The sequence below is a fragment of the Streptomyces sp. LaBMicrA B280 genome (genome assembly GCF_049222185.1).
In the GTDB taxonomy this organism is placed as follows: Bacteria; Actinomycetota; Actinomycetes; order Streptomycetales; family Streptomycetaceae; genus Streptomyces; species Streptomyces murinus.
The window spans coordinates 276,072-288,384 of the sequence record NZ_JBMJCT010000058.1 but is presented as its reverse complement, the minus strand read 5'-3'; the positions used below and the strand labels follow the sequence as shown (position 1 = coordinate 288,384).

10 protein-coding genes are annotated in these 12,313 nt (G+C 74.4%); 4 read left to right on the top strand and 6 right to left on the bottom strand.

The genetic code is table 11. From position 1 onward, the window contains the following. Positions 1 to 53: 53 nt before the first annotated feature. Positions 54 to 539 carry a flavin reductase family protein gene (locus tag ACLF5H_RS32810; RefSeq protein ID WP_421679644.1) on the top strand — a complete coding sequence of 162 codons (486 nt, stop codon included), beginning with the start codon at positions 54 to 56 and terminating at the stop codon, positions 537 to 539. A 166-nt stretch (positions 540 to 705) separates the two neighbouring features. Here the strand turns inward: ACLF5H_RS32810 and ACLF5H_RS32805 are convergent, their stop codons facing one another. The 4 genes from ACLF5H_RS32805 to ACLF5H_RS32790 form a co-directional block, all read right to left on the bottom strand. Continuing rightward, complete coding sequence (locus tag ACLF5H_RS32805; protein WP_421679685.1) at positions 706 to 3,279, bottom strand: SpoIIE family protein phosphatase; 2,574 nt, start codon at positions 3,277 to 3,279, stop codon at positions 706 to 708. Positions 3,280 to 3,481: 202 nt separating this feature from the next. Then, positions 3,482 to 3,850, bottom strand: coding sequence for a hypothetical protein (locus tag ACLF5H_RS32800; RefSeq protein WP_037652599.1), 369 nt, complete (start codon positions 3,848 to 3,850; stop codon positions 3,482 to 3,484). A 351-nt stretch (positions 3,851 to 4,201) separates the two neighbouring features. Then, a complete protein-coding gene (locus tag ACLF5H_RS32795; RefSeq protein ID WP_037652601.1) occupies positions 4,202 to 5,119 on the bottom strand; it encodes a MurR/RpiR family transcriptional regulator in 918 nt (305 codons plus the stop codon). A 242-nt stretch (positions 5,120 to 5,361) separates the two neighbouring features. Next, a complete protein-coding gene (locus tag ACLF5H_RS32790) occupies positions 5,362 to 6,012 on the bottom strand; it encodes a nucleoside/nucleotide kinase family protein (RefSeq protein WP_421679684.1) in 651 nt (216 codons plus the stop codon). 106 nt (positions 6,013 to 6,118) lie between these two features. Between ACLF5H_RS32790 and ACLF5H_RS32785 the strand changes: the two genes are divergently transcribed. Further along, positions 6,119 to 6,859, top strand: coding sequence for a beta-phosphoglucomutase family hydrolase (locus ACLF5H_RS32785; RefSeq protein WP_421679643.1), 741 nt, complete (start codon positions 6,119 to 6,121; stop codon positions 6,857 to 6,859). Next, the gene (locus ACLF5H_RS32780) at positions 6,856 to 9,213 is read left to right on the top strand and encodes a glycoside hydrolase family 65 protein (protein WP_421679642.1); all 2,358 of its coding nucleotides are present in this window, start codon (positions 6,856 to 6,858) and stop codon (positions 9,211 to 9,213) included. The genes ACLF5H_RS32785 and ACLF5H_RS32780 overlap by 4 nt, the downstream gene beginning before the upstream one ends. Positions 9,214 to 9,235: 22 nt before the next feature. On the opposite strand, the gene ACLF5H_RS32775 is transcribed toward ACLF5H_RS32780, so the two are convergent. Both ACLF5H_RS32775 and ACLF5H_RS32770 read right to left on the bottom strand, forming a co-directional pair. Further along, positions 9,236 to 10,117 (bottom strand): M56 family metallopeptidase, encoded by an 882-nt coding sequence (locus ACLF5H_RS32775; RefSeq protein ID WP_421679641.1) that lies wholly within the window; start codon positions 10,115 to 10,117, stop codon positions 9,236 to 9,238. Between the two features lie 137 nt (positions 10,118 to 10,254). Beyond that, positions 10,255 to 10,638, bottom strand: coding sequence for a BlaI/MecI/CopY family transcriptional regulator (locus tag ACLF5H_RS32770; protein WP_085568146.1), 384 nt, complete (start codon positions 10,636 to 10,638; stop codon positions 10,255 to 10,257). A gap of 153 nt (positions 10,639 to 10,791) precedes the next feature. Between ACLF5H_RS32770 and ACLF5H_RS32765 the strand changes: the two genes are divergently transcribed. Continuing rightward, a complete protein-coding gene (locus ACLF5H_RS32765) occupies positions 10,792 to 12,312 on the top strand; it encodes a hypothetical protein (RefSeq protein ID WP_421679640.1) in 1,521 nt (506 codons plus the stop codon). Position 12,313: the final 1 nt, after the last annotated feature.

The following is a 12,313-nucleotide window of genomic DNA, read 5'->3' as shown; positions in this document are numbered from 1 at the left end:
GACGCGGCACTCAGAAGCGACGGTGACGGCGGCGGCGGACGGAGCGGAGCGGCATGGCGCGGGCGGAGGACGGATTCCTGGGGCGGCTCGACCCCGACATGTGCGTGGTCACGGCCACGTCCGGCGACGAACGGGCGGGCTGCCTGGTCGGCTTCGCCTCACAATGCTCCATCCGGCCGACCCGGTTCGCCGTGTGGCTGTCCAAGGCCAACCACACCTACCGCGTCGCCCGCACCGCGCACCGCCTCGCCGTCCACCTGCTCACCCGCGACCAACACGCCCTCGCACAGCGCTTCGGCGGCGAGACCGGCGACGACACCGACAAGTTCACCGGCCTCGACTGGACGCCAGGACCCGGCGGCGCGATCGTCCTCGGCGACGCGGCGGCCTGGTTCGTCGGCGACATCCTGCACCGCGTCGACGGCGGCGACCACGTCGGCTTCGTCCTCGACCCCCTGGAGTGGGGCGGCGGCCGGGCGGGCCCTCTGCTGCGGCTGTCCGACGCGGCCGGCATCGAGGCCGGTCACCCCGTGGACTGATCCAGACCCCGACCGTCCGCCCCATCCTGTCCTGGGGCTGGTTTCTCGACTCCGCCGGTATCGCGAGGTGGCTGGAGACACGGCTCGCCGGAACAGGCTGGTTCGAGGAGGATGCTCGCGACCGGGACGCCGTGGGCGAACCGCAAGAGTCCCGGGCGAACGCCTGTCAGCCGCCCTCACCCTCCTTCTCCCCGGCCCCCGCCGCACCCCCGGCCCCCGCCGCGTCCCCGGCCGCCGTCTCCTCCCCGTCCGCGGCCTCCGCCACCTGCCCCGCCGCCCGCCCCGGCACCCGGATGTCCACCACACACACGTCGTCCCGCCATTCGTCCACCAGCATGGCCGCGAGCAGTGCGTCCAAGGAGTCGGAGCCGCCGTCCTCGGGGGCGCGTACCGCCCGGGCCAGGCGGTCGAGGCCCGCGTCCAGGCCCTCGCCGGGGCGTTCGACCAGGCCGTCGGTGTACAGCAGCAGCCGGTCTCCGGGCCGCAGGCGCAACTCCGCGGACTCGTAGTACGGGTCGGCGGTGGCGCCGAGCAACAGGCCGCCGGGGCGGTCGAGATAGCGGACCTCGTCGCCGCGCACCAGCAGCGGTGGCGGATGCCCGGCCTGGGCCCAGGCGAGGAGATGGCGATCGGGGTCGTAGCGGGCCATGATCATGGTGGCGGTCATCCGGCTGTCCCGGGAGTGCAGCAGCAGGTGGTTCAGCCGTGCCAGGGCGACGGTGAGCGAGGTGCCGGTGCTGACCATCCCCTTGGCGGTGAAGCGGAGTTGGGCCATGGTGGCCACCGCGTCGATGCCGTGTCCGGCCACGTCGCCGACGACGAACAGCGCGTCGTAGTCGGGCAGTTCGACGGCGCTGAACCAGTCGCCGCCGACATGGATCCCGGCCTGCGCGGGCAGATAGGCGACCTCGACGCGCAGCCCCGCCAGCTGCACCGGCTTGCTGGGCAGCGGCAGCAGGGCGTGCTGGAGCCGGGCGGCGAGGGCGCGTTCGGCCTGAAGGACTCCGCGTTGCACTGACATCGTCCGCTCGCTCTTGACCAGGGCGAGCTCCGCGCTGCGCTGCGCGGTGAGGTCCTGCACAAAGCCGTGCACCTCGGCCGGGGTGCCGTCCGGCTCGCTGACGGCCTCGGCGACCAGCCGCAGATGCCGTACGCCCGCGCCCGTCTCGACCCGGAACGGCACGTCGAACGGCCGCCCCCGGTGGATCAGCCCGGCGATCGCGGCGGTCAGCGGGTCCGCGTCCTGCGGCAGCGCGAGACGCGGCAGCTTCTCCAGTTCCAGCGGCCCCTGTTCGGGGTCGCGTCCCAGGACGGCGTACGCCTGCGCGGACCAGGAGATCTCCTGGGTGAGCAGATTCCAGTTCGCCCAGCCGAGGTTGCCGAGCCGCTGCACATCGGCCAGCCGCTGCTCCTGCCGGTCCAGCGGGTCGTGCCGCAGCCAGGACACCAGCAGGCCCCCGCCCAGGGGAGCGGCCCGCACCGAGAAGGTGCCGGTCAGGGCCACGTCGCCGACGGTCTCCTGATAGGCGAACGGCTCGCTCTCGAACGGCACCCCGGACTCCAGGGTCTCCAGATAGCCCCGCCACAGCGGCTCGCCCGCCACGGACGGGTAACTCTCCAGAATGAGCCGGCCGACCATGTCCCGGCCCGTGCGGCCGGACACATCGACCGCCTGCGGGGTCGCGGCGTCGATACGGTAGTCCGTCACCTCACCGGCGGCGGTGCGCAACGGCGTCAGCAGGACCGCGGCACCCGGCAACGCGTCGAACACCGCCTGCACGATCTCCGTGACGCCCGAATCGCCCGGCGCCTCCCGCGCGGTGTCGAAGACGCGCAGCCGCCCCGCGCACAACCGGGCCGAAGCGGCGAGCAGTTGGCGCTCGTGCGGGTCGAACCGCCCCCCGCACCGGCGCAGTACCCCCAGGGCGAACCGGGCGGTTCCCCCCGTGGGTACCGGCAGCCACGCCCGGCTCGGCCACCGCTCCGGCGGATCCCCGACCAGCACATGGCGGACCCGGTCGGCGGCCAGGTCCTCCAGCCACAGTGGCTCGCCCGCCGCCAGGACCTCGAACGCGGGCACCCCGGCCAGCGGGGGCACCAGCCGCCACCGGGCGGCGAACCGCGCGTCGATCCCGGCGTGCCCGGCCAGTTCCAGACCACCCTCGGCCCGCCGCTCGTAGAGGAGCACGGCATCGGCCCGCACCCGCGGCGCCAGGTGGTCCAGCAGGCGCCCGGCCAGCTCGTGCGCGGAGCGGACGCGGAGCAGGTCCCGCCCGATCTCCCCGAGCACCTCCGCCAGCTCCGAGGCGTCGGCGGGCGCGGTCACGGGCGCCGTACGGGGCACGGGCGCCGCGCCGGGCGGCCCGGGGACCGGCGTTTCCGGGGCCGGTGGTTTCCGCGGCGCCGGCTCCTGGACCGGTGGTTCCTGGGTCGATGGTTCCTGGGCCGGTGGTTCCTGGGGCGGCGGCTCCTGGACCGGTGGTTCCTGGGGCGGCGGGAGGGAGCCGAGCGTGAGCCGGCACTGTTCGAGAAGGGTGCGCCCGCTGTCCGCGGCGCGCCCGCGCAGTTCCTGCTCGGCGGCGTCGGGGGCGCACCCGGTGACCGCCATCAGGGCACCCTTGGCCCGTTCGAGGACCGCCGACGTCGCGGCGAGATCGCGCAGCCGCTCAAGCTCGGCACGCTGCCGGGCCACGACCTCGGCCGCGGTGGCGCTGTCGGCGCCGGTTCCCGGGTCGTCCATCGGGGGCACGGACTCGCTCGTCACGCGACGAGCATCGCACATTCGGGCACGTTCGATCACTCGTCCGGAGGGGGTGAAACGCTCCTGCCTTCCGCCCGCCCTTCCAGGGCGCCCGACCGGTCCGACATGGGCCGGGGCGGCCCGAGGGGGGCGCAGGCGGGGCGCAGGCGGAGTGCGGAGGGGAGGCGCGGCGGGACGGGGCTCAGCGGCGGGCCAGGGCCGTGCTGACCGCGCGGACGCTGCGGGCGATGTGCTGGAGTTGCAGCACCTCGGCGGCGTACATCTTGATCGTGTGCTCGATGACCGCCTCGGGCAGGCCGAGCGTCGGCAGCTCGGCCCGCGCGGTCTGGAGCGCGGTGCGGGCCACCCGGATCTCCTGCTCCACCTGGATCTGCGCGTGCCGGGCGAGCAGCACGGGGTGCCGGATCAGGGCCGGATAGCTGGCATAGCGCGCCGGGATCAGCTCACGCAGCCACTTGGCGGCCGAGCGCTCCCAGTCGTACGAGCCCGGGGTCTTGACCTGGCAGGGCCAGTCGGGGCTGATGCGCGTGCTGGTCAGGGGCATGGTCACTTCCGGTCTGCGGCGTCGTGAGGGTGGTCCGACGAGATGCGGGCGGCCCCGGCCTAGGGGATGACCGGGGCCGCCCCTGGTGCGGCACAGGGGCGCCGCACCACCGGACACCCTCCGCGCCGTCCGGGTAGGTGACGGCGGTCAGGGATGTCCGCGCGGGCGATCCGCCAGCAGAGTATTTATATATACCGAGCAGTTTGCAAGACGTATGAAAACATTCATGCTCGATATGGGGTGAAAGATCCCCCTACGGGTGATCGACGACCTCGAGATCTTCACGGGTGTGGGGGCGGCGCCGCAGGTCCGACGGCACGCGGTCACACGGAAGGGACGGCTCCGTGGGGGGGGGGCTCAGTCCCGCACGAAGAACTGGTGCTGGTCGGACACCTGCTCGTACTTCTCCAGCCGCGCCTGTGTCCGCTCCGGGTCGGCGTCCGTCATCGCCTGGAGCAGCGCCGCGGCCATCACGTTGGGCGCGGCGTAGGAGTCGAAGACCAGCCGGGAGCCGGTGCCGGTGGCGAAGGTGACGTCGGCCTCGTCGGCCAGCGGCCCGAGCGCGAGATCGGTGATCAGGGCGACCTTCAGACCGACCCGGTGCGCGACCCGGACCGCCTGGAGGGTCTCGTGCGAGTGCCGGGGCATGGCGAACGCCAGCACCCAGCTGCCGCCGGCCTCGCGGGACTGGAGCAGCGCGTCGTAGGCCACGCTGCCGCCCCGGGTGACCAGCCGTACATCGGGGTGGATACGGCGGGCCGCGTAACCGAAGTACTCCGCCAGCGACTCCGCGATGCGCAGGCCCAGCACGGTCAGCGGGGTGGAGCGGGACAGCTCGCGGCCGATGTGGATCACCCGGTCCGGGTCGGCGAAGTCGCGGCGCAGGTTCTCCAGGTTCGCGAGCTCGGCGTCCACGGCCGCCTGCAACTCGTTGGCGCGGTCCGGCTCACCGGGCCCGCCGGCCAGGGCCTTCAGCGCGATCGACTGGAGCCGTTCGCGCAGTGCGGGGTAGCCGCTGAAGCCGACGGCACCGGCGAAGCGGGTCACGGACGGCTGGCTGACCCCGACCCGGTCCGCCAGTTCGGTGATCGACAGGAACGCGGCCTCGGTGATGTGTTCGATCAGATACTGGGCGATCCGCCGCTGCCCCGGCGACAGGCGGGGGCCGTCGAACAACTCCCTGAGCTGGGAGGTCGGGGCGGCCTCGACCTCCGGTGCGGTCTTGCCCGAAGTGATCGCTGATGCCTGTGCGCGGGCCTGCTGCGGCGAGGGCACCGGTCCGTCTCCTTTGTCTCCCACGAGCACTCAACATAGCTCACCCAGGGCCGTGACCAGCGGGTTGACCAGCAATCGAGGGAACCGGCCCACCACCCGGCGCGGCCAGGGGAATCGGCCCGCCGACCGAGGACCGACCGGCCCGCACGGCCACGAAGGCGAAGGCGCGGCGCACCCGTAGGGGCCACGAAGCCGACGGCACCGGCCCCGCCGCCCTCACGACGGCACCGCCCCCGCCGCCCTCACCAAGGCGACGGCACCGCCCCCGCCGGGACCAGCAGATCCGCCCGCTCCCGGGTCGTCGCCACCAGCTCGGCGTTGCGCTGATCCGTGCCCAGCACCCACGCGCGCGCCGCCGCGGGCGCCTTGCCGAACTCCTCGTGCCGGGCCACCAGTCGGCGGATCCGCTCGGCCTCGGGTATCTCGCAGTACCAGACCTCGTCCAGAGCCGGCCGCACCCGCGCCCACGAACCCTCCCGCAGGAGAAGGTAGTTGCCCTCGGTCACCACGAGGCGGGCGGCCGGCGGCACCGGGATCGCACCGGCGAGCGGCTGCTCCAGGACCCGCTCGAAACCGGGCGCGTACACGACCTCCTCCGGCTCCTCCCGCAGCCGCCGCAGCAGCGCCGCGTACCCGGCCGCGTCGAAGGTGTCCGGCGCGCCCTTGCGGTCCCGCCGCCCCAGCCGGTCGAGTTCGGCGTCGGCCAGATGGAAGCCGTCCATGGGGACCTGGACGGCCCACGGCGGCCCGTCGGCGTTCAGCGCGCGCACCAGGGACGCGGCCAGCGTGGACTTGCCCGCGCCGGGGCCGCCCGCGATGCCGAGCAGGGCGCGCCGGCCGTCCCCGGGGAGTGCGCGGGCGCGCGTGAGGAGGTCGTCGAAGGTCGGGGGCACACGGTCGGAGGTCAACGGCACACCCTTGAGTGTGTCACCCCGACACCGGGAAAATTGTGGCGCGGGACACTCGCTGGAGCGCCGCCGATGGGGAACAGTCCTCGGTATGACTCAGCTCGGACTCCCCGACGACATCCAGGCCTGCCTCTTCGACCTCGACGGGGTCGTCACCAAGACGGCCGTGGTGCACGCGGCCGCCTGGAAGGAGACGTTCGACGCCTTCCTGCGCTCCCACGAGGGCGCGGGGGCACGTCCGTTCGACGCGGTCGCCGACTACGACGAGTACGTCGACGGCCGCCCCCGCGCCGACGGGGTGCGCGCCTTCCTGGAGTCACGCGGCATCCGTCTCCCGGAGGGCACGGCGGACGACCCGCCGGACGCGCTGACCGTGAACGGCCTCGGCAACCGGAAGAACGAACTGCTCCTGGAGCGGATCCGCACCGGCGGCGTCGAGGCGTACGAGGGCACCCTGCGCTACCTGGAGGCGGTCCGCGCCGAGGGGCTGCGCACCGCGATCGTCTCCTCCAGCGCCAACTGCCGTGACGTGCTGCGGGCCGTGGACGCCGAGCACTTCTTCGACGTACGCGTCGACGGCGTGGTCGCCGCCGAGCGCAAGCTGCCCGGCAAGCCGCACCCCGACACCTTCCTCGCCGCCGCCCACGACCTCGGCGTCGAACCCTCCCGGGCGGCCGTCTTCGAGGACGCGCAGGCCGGCATGGACGCGGGCCGCGCGGGCGGCTTCGGGTACGTCGTCGGCCTCGACCGGGTCGGCCAGCGCGACGCCCTGTACGCGCACGGCGCGAGCATCGTCGTGGCGGACCTCGCCGAGCTGGGAGGCAAGCGGTGATCACCCAGGGGTCGTACGCCGTCGAGCCGTGGGCGGTCCGCGAGACCACCCTCGACCTCGACGTACTCGCCCAGAGCGAGTCCGTGTTCGCACTGTCCAACGGCCATGTCGGCTGGCGCGGCAACCTCGACGAGGGCGAACCGCACGGACTGCCCGGCAGCTACCTCAACGGCGTGCACGAGGTGCACCCGCTGCCGTACGCGGAGGCCGGGTACGGCTATCCGGAGTCCGGCCAGACCGTCATCAACGTCACCAACGGCAAGGTGCTGCGGCTGCTCGTGGACGACGAGCCGTTCGATCTGCGCTACGGCCGCCTCATCGCCCACGAACGGGTGCTCGACCTGCGCCGCGGGGTGCTGGAGCGGACCTGCGAGTGGACCTCCCCGGCCGGTTCCACGATCCGGGTGCGCTCGACCCGGCTGGTCTCGCTCACCCAGCGCGCGGTGGCCGCGGTGGCGTACGAGGTGGAGGCCGTCGACGCCCGCAGCCGGGTGGTGATCCAGTCCGAGCTGGTCGCCAACGAGAGCCTGCCCGGCTCCGACGGCGACCCGCGCGCCGCGATGGCGCTCCAGTCGCCGCTGGAGCAGGAGGACCATCTCGCCGCGGGCAACCGGCTGCGCCTGGTGCACCGGACCCGGCGCAGCGGCCTGCGGGTCGCGGTCGCCGCCGACCACGTCGTCAGCGGACCCGAACGCACCACCACCCGCAGCGAGAGCGGCACCGACCTGGCCCGGCTGACCGTCACCTCGGTCCTGGAGCCCGGCCAGAGCCTTCGGGTGGAGAAGCTGGTCACCCACGGCTGGTCCGCGTCCCGCTCGCTGCCCGCGATGGCCGACCAGGTCGACGCCGCGCTCGCGGCCGCCGCCCACGACGGCTGGCCCGGACTGCTCGCCGACCAACGGGCCTGCCTGGACGACTTCTGGGCGCGCGCCGACGTCGAGGTCAGCGGCGACGAGGAGATCCAGCAGGCCGTACGGTTCGCCCTGTTCCACGTCCTGCAGGCGGGGGCCCGCGCGGAGCGGCGCGCGATACCCGCGAAGGGCCTGACCGGCTCCGGCTACGACGGACACGCCTTCTGGGACACCGAGATGTTCGTGCTGCCGGTGCTCACCCACACCGCGCCCGCGGCCGTCGCCGAGGCGCTGCGCTGGCGGTACAGCACCCTGGACGAGGCCCGCGAGCGCGCGGCCCAACTGGGCCTCTCCGGAGCCGCGTTCCCCTGGCGGACCATCGCGGGACCGGAGGGCTCGGCGTACTGGCCGGCCGGCACCGCAGCCTTCCATGTGAACGCCGACATCGCCGACGCCGTCGTGCGTTACGTCGAGGCCACCGACGACACCGCCTTTGAACGCGAGGCCGGGGTCGAACTCCTGGTGGAGACCGCCCGGTTGTGGCGCTCGCTCGGCCATCACGACGCCCATGGCGTCTTCCATCTCGACGGCGTCACCGGACCCGACGAGTACAGCGCGGTCGCCGACGACAACACCTATACGAACCTGATGGCGCGTCAGAATCTGCTGGCCGCCGCCGATGTCGTCGAACGCCATCCGCGCGAGGCGGCCGGGCTCGGGGTGGACGAGGAGGAGAGCGCGGCCTGGCGGGACGCGGCCGGGGCGATGCATGTGCCGTACAACGCCGAACTCCGCGTCCACGAACAGCACTCCGGGTTCACCCGCTACCAGCGCTGGGACTTCGACGGCACCCGCTCCGACCAGTACCCGCTGCTGCTGCACTTCCCGTACTTCGACCTCTACCGCAAACAGGTCGTGAAACAGGCCGACCTGGTGCTGGCGCTGTACACCTGCGACGGCTGGTTCGCCGAGCGGTACGACGAGGAGCAGATCGCCCGGAACTTCGCCTACTACGAGCCGCTGACCGTCCGCGACTCCTCCCTGTCCGCCTGCTGCCAGGCCGTCGTCGCCGCCCGGACCGGCCATCTCGACCTCGCCTACGACTACACGGCCGAGGCGGCCCTGATGGATCTGCACGACCTGGAGCACAACACCCGCGACGGACTGCACATCGCCTCGCTCGCCGGTACCTGGATGGCGCTGGTCGCGGGCTTCGGCGGGATGCGCCGCGACGGCGAACGGCTGCGCTTCGCCCCCCGGTTGCCCGAACGGCTCTCCCGGCTCGCCTTCCATGTGCAGTTCCGGGGCCGCAGGCTGCGGGTGGAGATCGACGCGGACAAGACGACGTACGAGCTGCTCGACGGGCCGCCGCTGGAGCTGCGGCACCACGGCGACGCCGTCACGGTGACCATGAGTGAGCCGGCCGTCCGCGCCGTACCACCGGGCCCCCGCCGGGCGCTGCCGGAACAGCCGCGGCACCGGGTGCCGAACGAGACCTCCTGAGGCCGGGGAGGCCCCGGTCCGCTCAGAGCGGCGCGCCCGTCAGCAGCCGGAAGAGGTCGCGCGTGGCGTCCGCCGCCAGCAGCGGCGGCAGGGTGCTCAGGGCGACCACGGCCAGCGCCGCGGACCCGAGGCTGGGCTGCGGGACGGCCTGGAGGGCGGCGATACGGCGGGTGACGGCGCGGTCGGCGAAGTGCAGCGCGCACACCGCACCGCCCCGCTGCGCCGTGAGCGCGGCCCGCGCCAGCGCGTGGGCGGTGGTACGACGGTCGCCGACCGCGGCCGCCGCCCGCTCGTCGGCCCACCGCTCCACCAGGTAGACGACGGCCGAACGCACCGGGCACAGCAGCGGATCGGCCGCCGCCGCGAGGGTGGCCGCCGTCACCAGGACGTCGTGCCGATGGGCGAGATGGGCCCGCTCGTGCGCGAGCAGCGCCCGCCGCTCCGCGGGCCCGAGCGCGCCCAGCATCGCCGAGGTGACCAGGATCCGGCCCGGCCGCCCGGGGACCGCGCACGCCCGCGGCACCGCCGAGGCGGCCACGATCAGCTCGGTGTCCGCCGGTTGCCCCGCGCACAGCCGCCGCAGCGCCCGGCGGGTGCGCCGCTCGGCCCGTACGGCACGGTGCAGCCGCACGCCGACGACCACCAGCGCCAGACACGCGGCGAGACCGATCACCACCGGCACCGGATCGGCCGCCGCACCACCGTCCCGTACCACCGGCGGCACGTCCCCGAGCAGCGCCGCGCCGAGCAGCACCAGCGACCAGGTGGTGGCCCCGGCGGTCACCACGGCGGCCGCGGCCAGCACCCGGGCAGCCGCCGCGGGCGCGACGTACCGGCCGGTCAGCGGGCCCCCGGCGGCGAGCAGCAACGACAGCACCAGCGGGCTGTACACATCGAATCTCATGCGCGAGACCTCATGTCGTGGACGTCGTGCGCGGAACCGCGTGTGCCGAAACCTTGTGCCGAAACCTTGTGCCGAACCTTGTACGGAGCCTTCGTGCGCGGCCCGGTGCGTGGGCCCGGCTGCGAGGAACCGTCCGCCTACGCGTCGCCCTCGGCGAGCAGCGCGCGCAGCGCCCGCTCCTCCTCGCGGCTCAGACCGGTCACGAACTGCTGGAGCGCGGCGATCGGGTCCGGGCCCCGGTCCAGGGCCTGGTGCATGGCCTCGGCGGTCAGCTCGGCCGCGTTCTTCGCCGGACGGTACGCGCCGCGCCGCCCGTCCGCGTCACGCAGCACCAGCCCCTTGTCGTACAGGCGTTTGAGAATGGTGTGCACCGTGTTGTACGCGAGGCCGCCGCCGATCTCGGTCTGGATCTCCGCCGGGGTGAGCGGCCGGTCGGTGGCCCAGAGGGCGGCCAGCACCTCGCTCTCCAGCTCCCCGGCGCTGCGCCGTTCCGCCCTGCCCCGGGACCCTGTGCCAGCCATGTTCCAACCTTACAGCGCGTAGTGGCGGCGCCCGCGGGCCGTACCGCCTTCCCGGACACCGGGGCGGGCGGCGGGTTCGCCGGAGATCTCCGGCCACTCTGTGGTGGGGTGGTCCTTTCCGGTTCCGCCCGGTTCGGGGCGAAGGGGAGGATGATGACCGGCAGCGCCGACGCCGTACTCACCGGGACGCGGTCCACCCGCTCCCGGCCGCCCTCCGACGGCGCCCGGAGCCCCCGGGCCGCCCTCCCGCTCGCGGCCGTCGCCGCCGCCTTCACCCTCGCCCAACTGCTCCTGGTCCGGCCCGGCACGGGCCTCGGCTGGGACGAGGCGGTGTACGTCAGCCAGGTCGGCGTCCGCGCCCCGGCCGCCTACTTCAGCGCGCCCCGGGCCCGCGGCATCTCCCTGCTCGTCGCGCCGGTCGCCGCGTGGTCGTCCTCGACGGTCCTGCTGCGCTGCTACCTCGCCGCCCTCTCCGGCCTCGCCCTGTACCTGGCGCTGCGGACCTGGCGCGGCCTGTTCCCGCCCCGCGTCCTCGCCCTCGCCGCCGCCCTCCTCGCCTCCCTGTGGGTGACCCTCTTCTACGGCCCCCAGGCCATGCCCAACTACTGGGTCGCGATGGGCGCACTGGTGACGGTCGGCTCGTATCTGCGCGCCGGCGCACGCCCTGTCGACCGGGCCGCGCTCGGGGGCCTCGCCGCGGGCGCCGCGCTGATGGGCTGGATGCGGCCCATGGACGCGGTGTGGGTCGTCCTGCCGCTGCTCGCCCTCGGCCTGCGGCACCGGCACCGGCGGCGGCTGTCCGTGCTGCTCGCCGGGCTCGCGGCCGGTCTCGCCGAGTGGGTGATCGAGGCGTACGTACGCTACGGCGGCCTGCTGCACCGGCTGTCCGAAGGCTCGGCGATCCAGGGCGGCCTGGGCTGGCACCTCGCCGTCGTCGACCAGCTGCGCAGCCTCGGCGGACGCACCCTGTGCCGCCCCTGCGCGGGTGCGCTGCCCGGCCCGCTCGTCACCTTCTGGTGGTGCGCGCTGCCCCCGCTGGCCGCGCTCGCCCTGCTGTGCGCGGTCCGCGCCGGACGTACGGCGGCCACCGCGCTGCCGCTGGCGTGCGCGGCGTCGGCCGCCTTCCCGTACCTGTTCCTCATCGGCTACGCGGCGCCCCGCTTCCTGCTGCCCGCCTACGCCCTGCTCGCCCCGCCCGTCGCCGCCGCGCTGCTCCGCCTGGCGAGCGCCCCGCCCCGGCCCTGGCGCCCGGTGGTCGCGGGCGCGCTCTGCCTGGCGTTCGCCGTCCACCTCGGCGCCCAACTGACCGTCCTCGTGCGCACGGCGGACATCGCCGCGGGCGGCCACCGCGCCTGGTCGCGCACCGCCGCCACCCTGCACCGCCTCGGTGTGCGCGCCCCCTGCCTGGTCACCGGCGAGGACGCCCTGCCCGTCGCCTTCTACGCGGGCTGCTCCTCGGCCGCGACCTCCGGCCCCAACGCCGACACGACGGCGGACGCCCTCGCGCGCAGGGCCCGGCGCGTTCCGACGGCCACCCTCGTACCGGCGGGGGCGAAACCGCCGCCGTACGCCCGCGATTGGCCGTGGGTCGCGGCCGAAAGCCGACGGCTGTACTACACGCCGGGGCACGGGGAAGGGTTTCCGGCTCGGCCGCGTCAGGTAGGAGACGGGTGAT